Annotated in this window: 14 protein-coding genes; 3 read left to right on the top strand and 11 right to left on the bottom strand. The window is 73.3% G+C overall.

Annotation, left to right across the window (positions count from 1 at the left end):
* Positions 1 to 35: 35 nt before the first annotated feature.
* On the bottom strand, positions 36 to 1,046 hold the full coding sequence (locus ID804_RS05270; RefSeq protein ID WP_317451182.1) for an FKBP-type peptidyl-prolyl cis-trans isomerase: 1,011 nt from the start codon (positions 1,044 to 1,046) through the stop codon (positions 36 to 38).
* Positions 1,047 to 1,095: 49 nt separating this feature from the next.
* Positions 1,096 to 1,581, bottom strand: coding sequence for an OsmC family protein (locus ID804_RS05265; RefSeq protein WP_169077942.1), 486 nt, complete (start codon positions 1,579 to 1,581; stop codon positions 1,096 to 1,098).
* 55 nt (positions 1,582 to 1,636) lie between these two features.
* On the opposite strand from ID804_RS05265, the gene gabT reads away from it, so the two are divergent.
* Positions 1,637 to 2,998: a 4-aminobutyrate--2-oxoglutarate transaminase gene (gabT, locus tag ID804_RS05260; RefSeq protein ID WP_169077941.1), complete on the top strand. Its 1,362-nt coding sequence runs from the start codon at positions 1,637 to 1,639 to the stop codon at positions 2,996 to 2,998.
* 68 nt (positions 2,999 to 3,066) lie between these two features.
* The gene (locus tag ID804_RS05255) at positions 3,067 to 4,071 is read left to right on the top strand and encodes an asparaginase (protein WP_169077940.1); all 1,005 of its coding nucleotides are present in this window, start codon (positions 3,067 to 3,069) and stop codon (positions 4,069 to 4,071) included.
* 108 nt (positions 4,072 to 4,179) lie between these two features.
* Here ID804_RS05255 and ID804_RS05250 read toward each other — a convergent pair whose 3' ends face one another.
* Genes ID804_RS05250 through ID804_RS05235 form a run of 4 tightly spaced genes read right to left on the bottom strand, consistent with a single transcriptional unit; the run spans position 4,180 to position 8,368 of the window.
* Entirely contained in the window at positions 4,180 to 4,917 is a 738-nt protein-coding gene (locus ID804_RS05250; RefSeq protein ID WP_169078701.1) for an ABC transporter permease, read from the bottom strand.
* Positions 4,918 to 4,973: 56 nt separating this feature from the next.
* Positions 4,974 to 5,885 carry an ABC transporter permease gene (locus tag ID804_RS05245; protein ID WP_169077939.1) on the bottom strand — a complete coding sequence of 304 codons (912 nt, stop codon included), beginning with the start codon at positions 5,883 to 5,885 and terminating at the stop codon, positions 4,974 to 4,976.
* Between the two features lie 3 nt (positions 5,886 to 5,888).
* Positions 5,889 to 7,109, bottom strand: coding sequence for an ABC transporter ATP-binding protein (locus ID804_RS05240; protein ID WP_188219166.1), 1,221 nt, complete (start codon positions 7,107 to 7,109; stop codon positions 5,889 to 5,891).
* A 53-nt stretch (positions 7,110 to 7,162) separates the two neighbouring features.
* Complete coding sequence (locus ID804_RS05235; protein WP_169077938.1) at positions 7,163 to 8,368, bottom strand: ABC transporter substrate-binding protein; 1,206 nt, start codon at positions 8,366 to 8,368, stop codon at positions 7,163 to 7,165.
* A 254-nt stretch (positions 8,369 to 8,622) separates the two neighbouring features.
* Here ID804_RS05235 and ald point away from each other — a divergent pair, with 254 nt between their 5' ends.
* Entirely contained in the window at positions 8,623 to 9,738 is a 1,116-nt protein-coding gene (gene ald, locus ID804_RS05230) for an alanine dehydrogenase (protein ID WP_169077937.1), read from the top strand.
* 30 nt (positions 9,739 to 9,768) lie between these two features.
* On the opposite strand, the gene ID804_RS05225 is transcribed toward ald, so the two are convergent.
* The 5 genes from ID804_RS05225 to ID804_RS05205 form a co-directional block, all read right to left on the bottom strand.
* Positions 9,769 to 12,573 carry an FtsK/SpoIIIE domain-containing protein gene (locus tag ID804_RS05225; protein WP_169077936.1) on the bottom strand — a complete coding sequence of 935 codons (2,805 nt, stop codon included), beginning with the start codon at positions 12,571 to 12,573 and terminating at the stop codon, positions 9,769 to 9,771.
* Positions 12,574 to 12,667: 94 nt separating this feature from the next.
* Positions 12,668 to 13,666 (bottom strand): zinc-ribbon domain-containing protein, encoded by a 999-nt coding sequence (locus ID804_RS05220; protein WP_169077935.1) that lies wholly within the window; start codon positions 13,664 to 13,666, stop codon positions 12,668 to 12,670.
* Positions 13,663 to 15,939, bottom strand: coding sequence for a transglutaminaseTgpA domain-containing protein (locus ID804_RS05215; RefSeq protein WP_169077934.1), 2,277 nt, complete (start codon positions 15,937 to 15,939; stop codon positions 13,663 to 13,665). Before ID804_RS05215 ends, ID804_RS05220 begins: the two co-directional genes overlap by 4 nt.
* A 77-nt stretch (positions 15,940 to 16,016) precedes the next feature.
* Entirely contained in the window at positions 16,017 to 17,438 is a 1,422-nt protein-coding gene (locus tag ID804_RS05210) for a DUF58 domain-containing protein (RefSeq protein WP_317451180.1), read from the bottom strand.
* Complete coding sequence (locus ID804_RS05205) at positions 17,435 to 18,403, bottom strand: AAA family ATPase (RefSeq protein WP_169077933.1); 969 nt, start codon at positions 18,401 to 18,403, stop codon at positions 17,435 to 17,437. Before ID804_RS05205 ends, ID804_RS05210 begins: the two co-directional genes overlap by 4 nt.
* Positions 18,404 to 18,424: the final 21 nt, after the last annotated feature.

Below are 18,424 nucleotides of genomic sequence, written 5' to 3'. Positions count from 1 at the left end.
GCATCCGCCGCCCCTCGATCGGAGCGGGGCGACGGCTAGGAGGTGGCGAGGATGTCGACGACGAAGACGATCGTGTCCTCCGCGCCGATCGAGCCGTCGGGCGTGCCGCCCTGCGGGCCGTAGCCGAGCTCCGGCGGGATGATCGCGATGACCTGCGAGCCGACCAGCTGGCCCACGAGCGCGTCACGGAAGCCGGGGATCACACCGCTGGTCGGGAACGACGCGGGCTGGCCGCGCTCCCAGCTGGAGTCGAAGACCTCGCCGGTGTTCCAGTTGATGCCCGTGTAGTGCACCGTCACGGTGTCGTCGGCGCCGACCTCCTCGCCGTCGCCCTGGATCAGCGTCGCGAGCTGGAACTCGGTCGGCGGCTCCTCGTCGGGGATCGTGATGGTCGGAGCGCCGTTCTCGCCCAGCTCGACGGCGGGGAAGCCCTCGGGAGCCTCCTCGGCCTCGCCCTCCGCGCGCTCGAGCGGCTGCGGGGCGATCGACACGACGTCGGCGACGAACACGAGCGACTGGTCGGCCTCGAGACCGAACTGCGGCTGGCCCTCGGCGCCGAACGCCTCCGCCGGCGGGATGACGCCGACGACGCGCGAGCCCTCCGGCGCGCACAGCAGCGACTTCGACAGGCCAGACAGCAGCTGCGACTCGCTGTCGACGAGCACCTGCACGGTCTGCCCGGCCTCCCACGTGGTCTCGATCTGCTCGGCGGTGCCGCCGTTGAGGATCGTGTAGCTCACGTTGACCGTGTCGCCCTCGGCGACCTCGGCGCCGTCGCCCTCGATGACGATCGTGCGCTCGGTCGACTCTGCCTCGAGCGGGCCGTTGAAGGTGATCTCGGGCTGCGACTCGATGTCGCCGGCGACCGTCACCGACTCCGACGCGGCACCGGAGGCGGCCGGCTGGCAGGCCTCCGACGTGGCCTCGGCGTCGTCCGCACCGCCGTCGGCGGTCGGAGCGCAGGCGGCGAGGGAGGCCGCGAGGCCGAGCGAGAGCAGGAGGGCGGAGGTGCGGCGCACGAGTGAGTCCTTTGCGTCAGCGAGCACGAAGCTCCCATCCTCGCACGCCCGGCCTTGGCACCGGCTCCGAGGGGCTTCAGCCGGCGGCGACCTCGATGCGCACCTCGTGGTGCACCGGGAAGCTCACCGAGTTGGCGATGAAGCACAACTCGCTCGCCCGCTCGTGCAGCTGCGCGGCCCGGTCCGCATCCGCCGCCGTGTGATGCGCCGCGAGCGTCACGATCGGGCGCAGCGTCGCCTCCGTGAGCCGCCCTCCGTCGCCCTGCGTCTGCAGCGTGCCGGTCGCATCGTCGGAGTAGTCGACGACGACGAGCCCGTTCACGGCGGCGACGTGCAGGTAGCTCAGCATGTGGCACTGGGCGAGGGCGGCGATGACGAGCTCCTCCGGGTTCCAGCGCTCAGCGTCGCCGTGGAAGGTGCGATCGCTCGAGCCGTCGATCGCGTGGTTCTTGCCCTCGGCGAGGATGCGGTGGTCGCGACCGTAGGCCCGGTACGAGGCCGTGCCCTCGCCTCGGTTGCCCGTCCACTCGATGCGGACCGCGTAGCCGTGATGCGCCCCCATGAGGGCCCCTTCCTCCCGACCCGGGCGGAGCACCCGGGAGTACACTCACCCCATCATGACTGACACCCTCTCCGCGCCCGCTCCCGCCGCGTTCGGCGACCACGAGGTCGCCCAGGAGCGCCGTATCGTCACCCCGGTGCCCGGCCCGAAGTCGCAGGCCCTGCACGAGCGCCGCCTCGCCGTCGTCTCCGGCGGCGTAGGCACGACTCTCCCCGTCTACATCGACCGCGCGCACGACGCCGTCGTCGTCGACGTCGACGGCAACCACTTCATCGACCTCGGCGGCGGCATCGGTGTCATGGGCGCCGGGCACACCAACGACGCGGTCGTCGCCGCGGTGCAGGAGCAGGTGGCGAAGGTCACGCACACGCTCTTCACCGTGACCCCCTACGAGCCGTATGTGCGCGTCGCCGAGCTGCTCGTCGAGCGCACGCCCGGAGACTTCGCGAAGAAGGTCGTGCTCGTGAACTCCGGCGCCGAGGCGCTGGAGAACGCGGTGAAGATCGCGCGCAAGCACACCGGCCGCAACGGCGTGGCGGTGCTCGACCACGGCTACCACGGCCGCACCAACCTGACGATGGCCATGAACTTCAAGGCCATGCCGTACAACCTCGGCTTCGGGCCGTTCGCGGGCGACGTGCACCACGCGCCCAACTCCTACCCCTTCCACGACGGGCTCTCGGGCGCGGAGGCGGCCAAGCGCACGATCTCGTACCTGGAGAAGCGCGTCGGCGCGCAGGATCTCGCGTGCCTCGTCGCCGAGCCGATCCAGGGCGAGGGCGGCTTCATCGTGCCGGCCGAGGGCTACCTGCTGGCGCTGCAGGAGTGGTGCCGCGCCAACGGCATCGTCTTCGTCGCCGACGAGGTGCAGTCGGGCGTCGCCCGCACCGGTGCCTGGTACGCGAGCGAGCACTTCGGCCTCGAGCCCGACATGATCACGACGGCCAAGGGCATCGCCGGCGGCATGGTGCTCGCTGGCGTCGTCGGCCGCGCCGAGATCATGGACTCCGCCCACGCCGGCGGCCTCGGCGGCACCTACGGCGGCAACCCCGTCGCGTGCGCCGCCGCGATCGCCGTCTTCGACGAGATCGAGCGACGCGACCTGCTCGGCGCCGCGAAGCGCATCGAGAGCACGCTGATGCCGATGCTGCGCGAGCTGCAGGCGAAGCACCCGGTCATCGGCGACGTGCGCGGCATCGGCGCGATGCTCGCGATCGAGTTCGTCGACCCGGAGACGGGCGAGCCCGATGCGGCGACCGTCTCGCGCATCGCCGCCGAGGCCGCCCAGCAGGGCGTGCTCGTGCTGACGGCGGGCACCTACGGCAACGTCATCCGCTTCCTGCCCCCGCTCGTCATCAGCGACGAGCTGCTGCGCGACGCCGTCTCGGTGCTCGACGCGGCCCTCTCGAAGGCGTGAGCCCCGGCGGTGCCGCGCCCGGGGGGCCTGGCGCGGCGCCACCGGCAGCCGTCGGTGCGCCCCTGAGCGTGGGCCGCGCCGGCGGCGTCGGCGACACGGGTGACGCGGGTGCGCTCACGGCGGGCGGCTCGGTCGAGCTCGCGGTCATCGAGCGCGGCGGCGTGATCGAATCGCGCCATCTCGGGGCGGCGGCCGTCGTCGACGCGTCGGGGCGCATCCTGCGCTCGGTCGGCGACGTGCACGCGACCGTCTGGCCGCGCTCGACGCTCAAGCCGCTGCAGACCCTCGCGGTGCTCGGCACCGGGGCGCGCTTCGCCGACGATGAGCTCGTGCTGGCCACCGCCTCGCACTGCGGCTCGCCCGCGCACCTCGCTGTCGTCGAACGGATGCTCGCCGCCGACGGTCGCGACGCCTCCGCCCTGCAGTGCCCAGCGCAGTGGCCGCTCGGCGCCCGCGAGCGCGCCGAGCGTCGGGCAGCCGGGCTCGGGCCGGCACGCATCACGATGAACTGCTCGGGCAAGCACGCCGGGTTCCTCCGCGCGAGCGACGCACTCGGCGCCGACGCCGCGAGCTACCTCTCGCCCGAACATCCGCTGCAGCGCCGCATCGTCGAGACCATCGAGGCGTGGACCGGTGAACCGGTGCGGGCCACGAGCGTCGACGGATGCGGCGCGCCGCTGCACGCCACCTCGCTCGCGGCGCTCGCGCGCGGCATCGCGCGGGTCGCGAGCGGCGAGACCGCGGATGCCGCGCGGCTCATGCACGCCGTCGCCGCCCAGCCGTGGGCGATCGACGGGCCGGGGCGGGCGAACACCCTCGCGATCGAGCGGCTCGGCGTGATCGCGAAGATCGGCGCCGAGGGCCTCGTCGTCATCGGCCATCCTTCGGGCGCCGCCGTCGCCGTGAAGGTGCTCGACGGCTCGATGCGGGCGACGACGCCGGTCGCGCTCGCCCTGCTCGTCGCCGAGGGGCTCATCGAGGCGAGCGCCGCCGACGCCGTGCTCGGCGCCACGGTCGAGCCGGTGCTCGGCGGCGACGAGGTCGTCGGCCGGCTGCACGTCACCGTGCACTGACCGGGGTCGCCGGCCGCAGAGCACCGCCCGCTGAGCCGCCCGTCCGCGAGGACGACGACGGCGCACGACCCCGGGAGGTCGTGCGCCGTCGCTGGCTGCTCGGGCGGCTCAGCTCGCCTTCGCCAGGCGCCGGCGACGCGCCGCCGCCGACACCTGCGAGACGACCACGAGCACGATCGCGAGCAGGAACACCCCCGAGGCGATGACGTTCGCCTCGGCCGGGATGCCGCGCGCGGCCGCCGTGTAGACGTACGACGGGAAGGTCACGTCGGCGCCCCGGTTGAAGTTGGTGATGATGAAGTCGTCGAAGCTCAGCGCGAACGACAGCAGCGCGGCGGCGATGATGCCCGGCAACAGCAGCGGGAACGTGATGCGCCAGAACACCGCGCGCGGCGAGCCGTACAGGTCGCGCCCGGCCTCCTCGAGCGCCGGATCGAGGCTCGCCACGCGCGCCCGCACCGTCACCACGACGAAGCTGATGCAGAACATCGTGTGCGCGAGGATGATCGTGCCAATGCCCTTCGGCACGCCGGCCTGCAGGAACTGCGCGGCGAGACCCGCGCCGAGCACGACCTCCGGGGTCGCCATCGGCAGGAAGAGCAGCAGCGTCGTCGCTGAGCGGAACCGGAAGCGGTAGCGCACGAGGGCGATCGCGATCATCGTGCCGAGCGTCGTGGCGAGGATCGTCGCGACGACGCCGATGAGGATGCTGTTGGCGAACGCCTGGCAGACGCCCTGCGCCTCGCAGACGTTCAGCCAGTTGTCGAGCGTGAAGCCGCGCCAGACGATGTTGGTGCGTCGCGAGTCGTTGAACGAGAACACGATCGTGTAGACGATCGGGATCATCAGGAAGGTCAGCGCGATCGCGGAGTAGACCCAGATCGCGTACTTGCCGAAGCCTCTCACAGGAGGTCCTCCGTTCCGCTGCGCTTCACGTAGACACTCACGAGCACGAGGATCGCCGCCATGAGCACGAGCGAGAGCGCCGCCGCCGCCGGGAAGTTCTGCAGCACGAGGAAGTTCGCCTCGATGACGTTGCCGATCATCGCGGTGTCGGTCGAGCCGAGGAACTCGCGGCTGGCGTTGATGTAGTCGCCGGCCGCCGGGATGAACGTCAGCAGCGTGCCCGACATGATGCCCGGCGCCGCGAGCGGCAGGGTGACCCGGAAGAACGTCGAGCGCGGGCTCGCGTACAGGTCACCCCCGGCCTCGACGTAGCGCAGGTCGAGCCGCTCGAGCGAGGTGTAGATCGGCAGCGTCATGAACGGGATGAAGTTGTACGTCAGACCGAAGATCACCGCGAACGCCGAGCCCGTGATCGCGACGCCCGGCGGCAGGATCGCCAACGACTGCAGGAAGCCCACGACCGGGCCCTCGTCGGAGAAGATCTGCTTCCAGGCGATCGTGCGCAGCAGGAACGAGATGAAGAACGGAGCGATGACGAGCACGAGGGCGAGAGCCTGCAGCAGGGGCCACCGCCGCAGGGTGATGCCGATGAAGTACGCCAGCGGGAAGCCGATGAGCAGCGCGCAGAGCGTCGCGACGGCGGCGAACCCGAACGAGCGCACGGCCTGCGGCCAGTACTGCTCGAGCACGGTGACGTAGTTCTCCCACCGGAACGCGTTCTGGTACTGCCCGAAGATCAGCGGGTCGGGCTCCTGCAGGCTCGTGATGACGAGCGAGAGCAGCGGGACCAGGAAGAACAGGCCCAGGTAGAACAGACCGGGCAGCAGCAGCAGGAGCGCGATGGGGCTCTTCCTGCGGGCCGCCGGCTCAGCCGCCGTCGTGGCGGTCGCGAAGGCGCCGAAGGCCATGGATCAGGCCCCCTCCAACTCCGCCTCGAGCTGCTCGCGACGCTGGGTCGCGATCATGCTCGTGTCGGTGTCGTCGGCGAACCGGTTCGCCGACACCGACGAGGGCTCGTCGGCGAGGCCGAAGGTGTGCCCCACCTCCCAGCTCATCCAGACCTCGTCGCCGTCGTGGTGCATGCGCGAGATGCTCGTGTTCTGCGCGAAGACGGTGAAGACGCCGAGCGCAGGCGAGGTGATCTCGTACTGGGTGCTCACGCCGCTGAAGGAGACGTCGGTGATGCGGCCGGGGCCCACGACGTTGCGACCGGTCTGCCGGCCGGGGTCGCTCGCGTGCAGCGTGACCTTCTCGGGCCGGATGCCGACGACGACCTCGCCGGAGGTGCGCTGCGCGCGCTCGGCAGGCACCTCGACCTGGCCGGCGGCGACGTCGACGACCATCGACGTGCCGCCCGAGCTCACCACGCGGCCCGTCATGAGGTTCGACTGACCGAGGAAGGTCGCGACGAACGCTGTGCGGGGCAGCTCGTAGAGCTCCTGCGGCGGCCCCATCTGCTCGATGACGCCCTTGTTCATGACGGCGACCGTGTCCGCCATCGTCATGGCCTCCTCCTGATCGTGCGTGACGTGGAGGAAGGTGAGCCCGACCGTGTCCTGGATGTCCTTCAGCTCGATCTGCATCTGCCGACGGAGCTTGAGGTCGAGGGCGCCGAGGGGCTCGTCGAGCAGCAGCAGCGCGGGTCGGTTCACGACCGCGCGCGCCAGCGCCACGCGCTGCTGCTGCCCGCCGGAGAGCTGCGCCGGCTTGCGCGCCGACACGTGGTCGAGCTCGACCAGACGCAGCGCCTCGTGAGCCAGAGCATCCGCGTTCGCCACCTTGCGACGCTTCAGACCGAACGCGACGTTCTCCAGGATCGTCATGTGCGGGAAGAGCGCGTAGCTCTGGAACACCGTGTTCACCGGGCGCTGGAACGCCTTCGTCGACGTGACGTCCTTCCCCCCGATGAGGATGCGGCCGGCCGTCGGCTCCTCGAGCCCGGCGATGAGACGCAGGGTCGTGGTCTTGCCGCAGCCGGACGGGCCCAGCAGCGCGAAGAACGAGCCTGCGGGGATGCGCAGGTCCAGATCCTCGATCGCGGTGAAGCCGGGGAAACGCTTGGTGATGCCGACCAGTTCGAGATCGGCACCCGCCTCGGCGAATCCCCCTTGGGGAACAGCGCTGTTCGACACCTCGGTGGTGCTCCTTCGGGTGATGAGGGGTGGGGAGACGGACGAGCCGTCGACTACGAGCCGAGCAGGATGCTCTGGAACGCCGACTGGAACTCGTTCTCCTCCTGGGCCGAGAGGCCGCGGAAGATCTTCGCCTGCGCGAGGGTCTCGGCGTTGGGGAAGATGAGCTGGTTCTCGGCGAGCTCGGGGTCGATCTCGAGCGCGGCCTCGTAGGCGCCCTCGACGGGGGTGATGTAGTTCACCCACGCGGCGACCTCAGCCGCGACCTCGGGCTCGTAGTAGTAGTTGATGAGCGTCTCAGCGTTCGTCTTGCGCGGCGAGCCGATCGGGATGAGGAAGTTGTCGTTCCAGAGCGTCGCGCCTCCCTCGGGGAGGACGAACTTCCACTTCTCGTAGCCGGCCTCGAAGTTCAGCAGCGTGATGTCGCCCGACCAGCAGATCGCGGCGAGAGTGTCGCCGTTGACCAGGTCCTCCGTGTAGGCGTTGCCGCGCACGTTGCGGATCTGCCCGGACTCGACCTGCTCGCGGAAGATGTCGAGCGCGGCGTTGAACTCGTCGGCCGAGAAGTCGCCGGAGATGTCGACGCCGTTCTCGAGCATGATGACGCCGATCGTGTCGCGCATCTCGGAGAGCACGCCCACGCGGCCCTTCAGGTCGGCGCGCCACAGGTCGCTCACCGAGCGCACCTCGCCGGTCTCCTCGACGTTGTAGGCGATGCCGGCGAAGCCGCCCTGCCAAGGCAGGGAGTGCACGCGGCCCGGGTCGAAGGCCGGGTTCTGCAGGCTCTCGACGAGGTTGGCGGCGTTGGGGATGTTGTCCTTGTTGAGCTCCTGCGTGTAGCCGAGCTGGATCCAGCGGTTGACCATCCAGTCGGTGAGGCAGACGGTGTCGGCACCGATGTCCTGGCCGAGCGCGAGCTGGTCGCGCACCTTGGCGAAGTAGGAGTTGTTGTCGTCGACGTCGATGAGGTAGGTCACCTCGATGCCGGTCTGCTCCTGGAAGCGCTCGAGGGTCGGGTAGCCGCCCTCCTCGTCCTCGTCGATGTAGAACGGCCAGTTCGCCCAGTTCAGCGTCTTGTCGGTGTCGCTGACATCCTCAGCGGGGGTGAGCTCCTCGGCACCCGTCGCGCAGGCCGCGAGCGCGAGGGCGGTCGCGCCGGCGCCCGTGCCGGCGAGCATCGCACGGCGGCTCAGCTGGGCCCGCTTGGCCTGCGCGATGAGGCTGCGGATCATCGGGTCTTCGGGAAGCGGACGGTGCATGGCGCTGCTCCTTACGCGGTGTGAGGTACGACGGTGTCCTGACAGGGGTGACGGTGCGTTGATACTGACACACCGCCCGGGTCACCGCACCCTGTGCGGCCCGATTCATCCATTCTGAAACACAATCTTCACGAAATCAGCACCTTTCGGCGAAAAACGGTGCGGAATCCATTGCGGAAGAGCGCTACGCTGATCCCGCAGCGCACGGGAGCGTCGGCTCCGCTTGGCGCGTTCGCCCACACAGGAGTCAGAACATGAGAATCGCGGTTCCCGCAGAGGTCAAGAACAACGAGTACCGGGTGGCGATCACCCCCGCGGGGGTGCACGACCTCGTCGCGAACGGGCACGAGGTCATCGTGCAGGCCGGCGCCGGTCTCGGCTCGTCGATCACCGACGAGGCCTACGCCGCCCAGGGTGCGCGCATCGTCGACGACGCCGCGACGGTGTGGGGCGAGGCCGAGCTGCTGCTGAAGGTCAAGGAGCCGATCGTCTCGGAGTACGGGCACTTCCGCCCCGGCATGGTGATGTTCACCTACCTGCACCTCGCTGCCGAGAAGGAGCTCACGCACGCGCTGCTCGAGTCGAAGGTCACCGCGATCGCGTACGAGACGGTGCAGCTGCCCTCGCGCGCGCTGCCGCTGCTGGCCCCGATGAGCGAGGTCGCCGGCCGGCTGGCCCCGATCGTCGGCGCGAACGCGATGATGCGCCCGAACGGCGGCCCTGGCCTGCTCGTGCCGGGTGTGCCCGGCACCCACCCGGCGAACGTCGTGGTGCTCGGCGGCGGTGTCGCGGGCACCAACGCGGTCGCGATGGCGGTCGGCCTGGGCGCTGACGTGACCGTGCTCGACACGAACATCCAGCGTCTGCGTGAGCTCGATGCGCTCTACGCGGGCCGCGTGAAGACGATCGCCTCGAACGGCTACGAGATCGAGCGCGCTGCCGTGCAGGCCGACCTGCTCATCGGCTCGGTGCTCATCCCGGGCGCGAAGGCCCCGAAGCTGGTCAGCAACGAGCTGGTCTCGCGCATGAAGCCGGGCAGCGTGCTCGTCGACATCGCCGTCGACCAGGGCGGCTGCTTCGCCGACTCGCGCCCGACCACGCACGCCGAGCCGACCTTCCGCGTGCACGACAGCATCTTCTACTGCGTGGCCAACATGCCGGGCGCCGTGCCGTCGACGTCGACGCACGCGCTCACGAACGCGACGATGCCGTACGTGCGGGCGATTGCGAACCGCGGCTGGCGCGACGCCCTGCGCGGCGACGCCTCGCTCGCGCTCGGCCTCAACACGCACGACGGGCACGTGACGAACGAGGCGGTGGGCACGGCGCACGGGCTCGCGTCGGTCGAGCTCGCAACCGCGCTCGCCTGACGTCACCCGGGCGCACCGCCCGCCGACGTCTCAACCGCTGCGTCGACGTTCCGGCCGATCCTCCGAAGCGGGTCCGCTCCAGCGGGCCCGCTTCGGCGTCTCTCCCGCGGCGAGCACGACGATCTCCTCCGGGTCGTCGCCGCGCAGCGGGATCCGCATCGACGGCCCGAGCACCGCGCGTGCCTCGGAGGCGCTCGCGTCGACGAGCACGATCGTGCCGTCGCGGCGCACGCGCGCGAGCGCCGCCCAGTTCGCCTGCCAGGTCTCCGCGTCGGCGACGACCGCTCGGGGCGCCGCGATGTCGGCGCCCGGACGGGGAGTCGCCCCGGCGGCGGGAGCGGACGCGGCGCGCTGAGCGTGCGGTTCGGTCGCGTCGCGCGCGTCGAGCGCGGCAGGGTCGAGCGAGGTGCGCCACCCGAACCCCGCGAGGGCGCGAGCCGTGCGGGAGGGCTGCCGCGAGACCACAGCGACGCACTCCCCCGCCGCGGGCCGCCAGGGCTCGACGAGCGGGCGGCGCGGCGTCGGCAGCGGGCCGCGGGCGCGGGCGACCTGGACCTCGGCGCCCTGCCAGCGCCCGCGACCGGGAGCAGCATCCGGATCGAAGTCGGTCGGGTCGCCCCCGGCGGCGCGGTGGTCGTCGAGCGAGGTGACGCGCAGCAGCAGGATCGAGTCGAAGCGGCCGACGATGCCGGAGCGCGCCCGCAGCACCGACTCCGCGCTCGCGACGAGCCCTCCGCCGTCGCGGCGGACCCTCCGGATGAGCGCGTCGAGGGCGTCGAGGAGGTCGAGCGCAGCATCCCCCGCCTCGGCGACGAGCGCGTCGAGGGCCGGGGCGATGACGACGACCGGAGTCGAGGGCGCCCCCGCGCGGTGGCTGGCCGCGGTGTCGAGGGCGTCGCGCAGCTCGCCGATCGCTCCGAGGGCGTCGGCGAGGGTCGCGGGCAGCACCTCGACGCGCGCGCCGTGCTCGAGCGCCCCCTCGGCGAGGGCCGCCAGGGCGAGCTCGACGCCGCTGCCGTGCGCGCCGGCCACGAGCAGCGAGCCATCGCGGCGCGGGCTCCACGCGGCGAGCGCTCGCCGCTGACGGTCGGGGTCGTCGAGCATGCCGAAGGGCACCGTGAGCGGGGCATCCGGGCCATCGATCGACGGGGCGAAGGGGGATGAGGTCGCGTGCGGCTCAGCGGTGTGCGTCGCCCCGAGCCCGGACGCGGGCAGGGTGGTGAGCTCGGACGTCGTGAGCGCGCTCGGCAGCGGCGGCAGCCAGGGCCGGTCGGCGCGGGGGGCGGCCGCCCAGCGCGCGGCGACGGCCATCGCGTCGCGCTCGTCGATCGTCGCCACCTGCACGGTGTCCACTCGGCCGGCCACGGAGATGACCGCGCGGCCCGGCGGGGCGTCGGGCGAGGGCGGGGTCTCGGCCAGCAGACCCGCCGCGTCAGAGGGCGAGGTCAGGCGGAAGGCGACGCGGATGCCGCAGTTGGCCGCGACCGCGTCGCGCACGACGCCCGCCGGACGTTGCGTGCACAGCACCAGATGGATGCCGAGCGAGCGACCCCGCGCGGCCAGATCGGCGAAGAGCGGCTGCAGCTCCGGAAATGCCTCGACGAGCGCGGCGTACTCGTCGACGAGCACGAGCAGCCGCGCGAGTACGCCCTCGGCGAGCTCGCGGATGTCGCGCGCGCGATGCTCGAGCAGCAGCGACTCGCGTCGGCGCAGCTCGGCCCGGAGGCTGCGCAGTGCGCGCCCCGCGGCGCGGGCGTCGAGGTCGGTGATGAGGCCGACGACGTGCGGCAGGCCGGCGAGCTCGGCGAAGGCGGAACCGCCCTTGAAGTCGACGAGCAGGATCGACCGCGCCTGCGGCGTCGCTCCCACCGCCCAGGAGAGCGCGAGCGTGCGCAGCAGCTCGCTCTTGCCGCTGCCCGTCGTACCGCCGATCAGCGCGTGCGGCGACTCCCCGAGCAGATCCAGCGCAGCCTCCCCCGATGCGGCGACGCCGATCGCGCCCGGCGCGATCGGTCGGCCCTCCGCCGCTGCGGCGGCCGCGAGCGCCGACCACGGCACCGACTCGGGGAGGCGGGCGCCCGGTCGTGCGCGGCGAGCGTGGGCGCGGTCGCGCTCGCGGCGGGAGAGGCCCTCGGGCCGGATGCTCCGCTCCACGCCGTCGGGCGTGCGCAGTCGCGCGCGCGTCGCCGACTCGATGACGATCTCGGCGATCGGCGTCTCGTCCGGGGCGATCGCGGCCCGGGAGCGCAGCACCGCGCAGCCGGGGTGCAGCTCGAGCGCGCGCGCGACCGACTCGGCGACGACGCCGCGCCCGAGCACCGCGACGCGACCGGGATCGATGAGCACAGGAAGCGCGGGATGCAGGCGCGCCGAGGTCACGAGCTCGCGTAGCCGCGCGTGCTCGGGCCCGTCACCGGGCGGCTCCGCAGCCTCGGGCAGCGTGCCGCTCGGCGCCGCCGCGGTGCCGATGCGCACGGGCGAGGCCGGGTCGGGCGGCGCGGCCGCGGCGGCGAGCACCCGGGCCGGCGGATGCTCGGCGTCGGCCCTGGCGCGCTCGGCGGCGTGGAGCTCGGGCACTCGGGCCAGCCACGACGCGCAGTCGCGATCGAAGCGGGCCGCCTCGTCGCGTCGGTGGCGGCGGGCGGCGCGTCGGGCATCCAGCGACGTCGCGATCGCGATGATCGGGCTGAGCGCCGCGAAGACGAGCACGAAGAGCGAGCCCGTGACGAGCGAGACGACGACCGCCCCCACCGCCGGAGCGACGACCGCGATCACGGGGAACGGCGTGCGCGGCGGCGGGGCCGGGAGGCTCGGCAGAGGCGGCAGGCGATGCATGCCGGCAGTGAAGCGGGTCGCGGCGGTGGGCAGCGGCGCGGACGGGCGGTTCGGGCATCCGCCCGAGAGGAGGCGGGCTGGGGAGGAGCGGTCGTCAGCTGACGACGACGAACTGCTCGCCGATGTCGATGCGCGTGCCGCGGACCACGCGATAGCGGCGGCCGGGCTCGCAGTAGCGGGGCTCGGAGCCCGGTTCGCGGATCACCGAGCCGTTGCCGGAGTGCCGATCGCTCACCCAGAACACGCCGTTGTCCTGACCGAACTCCAGATGCGACTTCGACACCGAGCGGCCCGGATCGACGATCGTCACGATGTGGTCGATCGCCTCGCCCGGTTCGGGCGTGGGATTGCGGCCGATGATGCCCGAGCCGAGCACCGTGTAGCTCTCGCCGGTGGAGAACTGCAGCACGAAACGGGCGCCCGTCGTGCCGCGCGGCACCAGGCGGGTGTTCTCGGTGTCGGGATCGAGCGTCGACTCCACGGCGTGCGGCACGGGCGGAGCGACGGGAGCGACAGGAGCGACCGCGCTCGCCGGCGACGGCGGCGAGACCCACGGCTGGGGCGGGCTCGCCGGGGTCGGCACCGGTCGCTCGGCCACCGGGGTCGGCGTCGGCGCCGCGGAGACCGACGGCAGCGGGGCCGGCGAGGGCAGCCGTTCTCCGCACGTGCCGCAGAACACGTCGCCCGGCTCCGCAGCGGCGCCGCAGCGGGCGCAGTGCGCCGCTCCATCGTGCGGCGCGGAATCCCCCGCACTCTCGGTGGAGGGCGGACTCGGCGGGGTCACCGGCGTCGGCGCGAGCGGCACGACCGGCCGCACCGGGACGACCGGGGGCAGAGAGAGGGGCGGGGCGGGCGGCGTGAGCGGAGCATCCGCCACCGCCGACGGCGCCCCGGGGCTCGCGAGCGGAGGCTCGTCCGGGGCGGGCGGGCTCGCCGGGGTGATCGAGAGCGGCTCGCTCGCGGAGAAGGGCATCGCGGCCGACGTGAGCGGCACGGGCGGGACGATCGGCGAGCGCGCGGCGACCGAGCGGCCGCACTCTCCGCAGAACATCGCGATCGGCGGCAGCGCGGCACCGCAGTGCTGGCAGATCACGGTGCTCGCCTCCCTCGCTGGCCCTTCGAGCGGCCACGATACCCGCGCAGCGAACGCAAGGAGAGCGCGGCGCGCCACCGCTCGCGGCGGCCGGCCCGGGCATCCAGCCCCGCACGCACTGCGTCGACGGCGCTCCAGACGCGGTCGGCCTCGCCGGGCTCGGGCGGCTCGGGCGCGTAGTCGACGCGGTCGGCGACGCGCGCGAGCACGCCAGCCTGCGGCTGACCGACGAGCACGGCGACCTCGCGCCGCGTGGCGCCCGCGGGCAGGTCGACGCCGTGGTCGACGGCGGCGTCGGTGAGCTCCCGCCATCCGCCGAGGATGCGCAGGGTCGGGTCGGCCGCGCGGCGTCGACGCCGCCGGCGCCCCGCCTTCGCCGCCACGACCCCGACGAAGGGCGCCGCGAGGAGCGCGAGGGCCGCGAGCACGATCGCGGCGATGCGCGCGATCGCCAGCAGGAGCTCCAGGATCGGATCGGCAGCGGGCCGCTCCGTGGGCTCGGTCGCGGGGGGCGCCTGCTCGTCGGCGGGCGGCGGAGGCTCGACGGGGGGCTGCACGGCGTTCTGCGGCCGCGAGACCGGCACCGGCTCCTGCGGCTCCTGCGGCGGGATCTCGCGCTCGGGTGGCACGACGTCGACCGGCGTCCACCCCCTCTCGAGGACGTCGACCTCAATCCAGGCCGTCAGGGCATCGGCGCGGAGGGTGGCGCTGCGGCCCTCGAGGGGCCCGTAGCCGAGCACGACGCGCGAGGGAAAGCCGAGCTCGCGCGCCACGAGTGCGGCGAGCACCGCGTACTGCTCGGCGTCGCCGACCATCGGACGCCGCGTGATGAGCTCGGCGAGACGGTCGAGGGAGTGCCCGGAGCGACTCGCGGGCTCGTCGGGGTCGACGCCGTGGGAGATGTAGCCCTGCTCGCGGATCGCCTCGAGCGCAGCATCCAGTCGAGGGCCGGCCCCGTCGATGCCCGCGGTGACGCCCTCGAGCCAGGCCCGCAGCTCGTCGGGAACGGCGGCGATGCCGGGCACGGCGCTCGCGCCGGGCGCCGAGCGGGCCAGATCGAGCGGCGCCTCCTCGGCCACGACCGCATCGAGCACGTAGGCGGTGCCGGCCGGCGTGCCGCCGAGGAGGGCGGCGGTGCCGGTGGTCGTGTTGAGGCGCACCCGGTCGCGCACGTCGGCCGCGTCGTCGCCGAGGAATCGGACGCCGCGGAAGACTCCGACGGTCGGCAGCCAGGAGCCGAGCGAGCGCAGCACCTCGATCTCGATGTCGAGCCGCTCCCCCGGGACGTCGACGTCGCGCTCGGTGGGGATGCGCACGAATCGACCCGAGGCGGCCGCGACCTCGTCGCTGCCGACGGCGAAGACGACCCCGTCATAGCTGTCGAGCGTCGCGACCCGGATCCGAGCGCCCTCCGGGGCACCCGCGACGCGCAGCGCCGGAGAATCTGCGACGGCGGGATCGAAGGCCGCGCGGTAGCCCGACAGCGGGCTCGGCAGCTCACGAGGATCGAAGGGGCGCTCCACGAGCGAGCGCAGCACGACCCGCTCGTCGGGCAGCGGTGCCGCGAGCGCGGCCGCGATGCCGCCCCCCACGGCGATGAGGAGCAGGACGACCGCCGAGGCGAAGGCCCGCACGACGGCGGCCCGGGCGTCCTGCGGGTTCGACGGCCCCCCGGCGCGCAACAGATCGGTGCGGCGGTGCCGGCGCAGCGCGGCCATCCACAGCATGAGCACGACCGCGAGCACGGCGGCGCTGCCCAGCGGCAGCGGCCGATCGTCGCGGCCGAGCGCGATCGCGAGCAGGAACGCGAGCGCGGGCACGGCCGCGGCGAGCGCGGGTCGGGCCGTGCGCACGGCGATCGACAGGGTGATGACGGGCCCCGCGAGCAGCAGCACGAACGCGGGCACGAGGAGCGACTCGTACGAGCCCACCGGCAGCTCGATCGTGAGCAGCTGGCGCCAGCCGAGCACGACGCCCGCGGCGAGCTCGAGCAGCCCGGCCGGTTCCGGCAGCACGCCGTAGACCGTGCGCGCGGGCACCGCGAGGGGCACGCCGAGGATCGTGAAGACCGCGACCGTCGCCAGCAGGACACCCCACCCGGCCCAGCGCAGGAGCGCCCCGGCGGTGGCGACCGCCGTTCCGACCGAGATCGCGATCGCCGCGAGCACCACGAACGGTAGCGCTCGGTAGATCGGCCAGAGCGCGACGGCCACGATCGCCCAGGAGGCGAGGGTCATCGCGATGGCCGAGGCGAGCACGGCGGGGCGCGCCACCGGTCGAGGGGCGCGTCGGACGGCCGGCCGCGACCGCGCGGAGCTGCCCCCGCGCGGCCCGGTCGAGCGCGGCGCGCTCACCACTCGTCACCGCCGCGCATGGCACGGCGCAGGTCGGCCAGCGAGCCGATCGTCACGACCGTCAGTCCGCTCAGCCGCCGGCGGCCCGGCACTGTCTCGGGGTCGCACTGGATGGCGACGACCTCGACCGAGGGCGGGAACGCCGCAGCCGCGGAGCGCAGCCGCGCCGGCCGGACGCTCGACCCCACGACGAGGAACGCCACCGAGACCCCGCGGGCGCCGCCGCCGACGAGCCGGCTCACGTCGACGACGCCGAGCGCCGACGCGCTGAGTTCCACGAGCGCCAGGTCGTCGAGCAGTCGCGCGGGAGCGATCGTCGCGAGCGACCGCGTCGCGACGACGGTGCGCTTCGCGAACTCGGGGGTGAGGGCGGAGACGACGACCGAGACCTCGCGCGCATCCCGGATGGCGCGGGCGCCCAGGCTGCCCGCGGTGCTCACCGCCAGCTCGAACTCGGCCTCGGAGGCGAAGTCGATGCTCGCGACGCTGAGCGCGACGACGAGGTGCGAGCGCCGGGTCTCCTCGAACTGCCGCACCATGAAGGTGCCGGTCTTCGCCGTCGACTTCCAGTGGATGTGCCGTCGGTCATCGCCCGGCACGTACTCGCGCAGCGCGTGAAAGGCGAGGTCGCTCGTGGTGAGGTCGCGGGTGGGCTGCCCCTCCAGGTCGCGCACGAGTCCGCTCGAGGTCGAGGGGATGTCGACCGTGCGGGGATGGATGACGATCTCGACCCCGTCGGTGAAAGTGACCTCGCGGCGCACGAGCCCGATCGGGTCAGCGCGCACCGTGCGCACCGGACCGAGCAGCAGGCGCCCCCGGCGAGCGGTCGGCACCGGCACGTCGCGCTCGATGACGGCGCCCCGCGCGAGGCCGGGCAGGGCGACCGGCACGATCGCGGGCCCCACCGGCACGTCGAGCGAGGCGCCGAACGCCCGCCGGCGCGAGCGGTTCTCGATGACCAGGCGAGCGAGCGCCTCGTCGCCCACCGCGACGCGGCTCGGCGGCGGGGCGAGCTGGACGCGCAGCGGCGTGCGACCGATCAGGTAGAGCAGCGCCACGAGCGCGAGGGCGGCGGCCGCGACCCCGAGGACGACGAGCTCGCGCCAGCCCCACGTGAGACCGGCGAGCAGGGCGAGCGGGGCGACCGCGGCCACGGTCCAGCCGAGCGGGGTGACGACCGAGGAGGCGGCGCGGCGCACGCGATCGAGGCCGGCCCCGAGGGCACGGGCGGCGCGCACGATCGCGACCAGGGCATCCGCCCACCAGCCGGTGCGGTCGCCGACGATGCGCGTACGCGCCGTCGTGACCGTCGAGGTGAGCGTCGACTCGTCGGCGCGCCCGCCGTGCGTCTCGGCGCCCCGCGTGCTCGTGCCGCCGCGCGAGGCGGTGCGCGAGCGGTCGGCGGTGCGCAGGCTCACACGGCGACCCGATCGCTCGGCGGCGGCGTCTCGAGCAGCACCTGCCCCATGACGGAGGAGGCGGTGACGCCGTCGAACTCCGACTCGGGGTCGAGGATGAGGCGGTGCCCCAGCACGGGCTCGACGAGCGCCTTGACGTCGTCGGGGATCACGTAGTGGCGCCCCTCCATGGCCGCGTAGGTCTTCGCGCAGCGCACGAGCGCGAGAGCACCGCGCACGCTCGCGCCGAGCCGGACGTCCGTGTGCGCGCGCGTGGCCTCCACGAGACGCGCGACGTAGTCGGTGATGACGGGGTCGACGTGCACCGTGCGGGCGGCGCCGATGAGGTCGCGCACGACGTCGAGGCCGACGACCGGCTCGAGCTTCGAGGCGCGGGCGCCGCTCGCTCCGTCGAGGATCCGCACGGTGGCGGCGTGGTCGGGGTACCCGATCGCCGTCTTCATGAGGAAGCGGTCGAGCTGCGCCTCGGGCAGCCGGTAGGTGCCGGCCTGCTCGATCGGGTTCTGCGTCGCGATGACGAGGAACGGCGCCTCGACCTCGTGCTCGACGCCGTCGACGGTGACGTGCCCCTCCTCCATGACCTCGAGCAGCGCCGACTGGGTCTTCGGCGAGGCTCGGTTGATCTCGTCGGCGAGCACGATCGTGGCGAAGACGGGCCCGCGGTGGAACGAGAACTCCCCCGAGCGCTGGTCGTACACGGTGATGCCGGTGATGTCGCCGGGCAGCAGGTCCGGTGTGAACTGCACGCGCGTGGTGGTGCCGCGGATGCTCTGCGCGAGCGCGCGGGCGAGCGACGTCTTGCCGGTGCCGGGCACGTCCTCCAGCAGCAGGTGCCCCTCGCTCAGCAGCGCCGTGAGGCTGAGGCGGATGACGTAGCTCTTGCCGAGCAGCACGTGCTCGACGTTCGCCACGATGCGTCCGGCGATGTCGGCGAACCAGCGCGCCTGGTCGGGGGTCATGGTCATCGTGCTGCTGCCTCTCGTCGA

The organism is Microcella alkalica (genome assembly GCF_014595885.1).
Taxonomy (GTDB): Bacteria; Actinomycetota; Actinomycetes; order Actinomycetales; family Microbacteriaceae; genus Microcella; species Microcella alkaliphila_B.
This window is presented reverse-complemented; position numbering and strand designations above follow the sequence as displayed.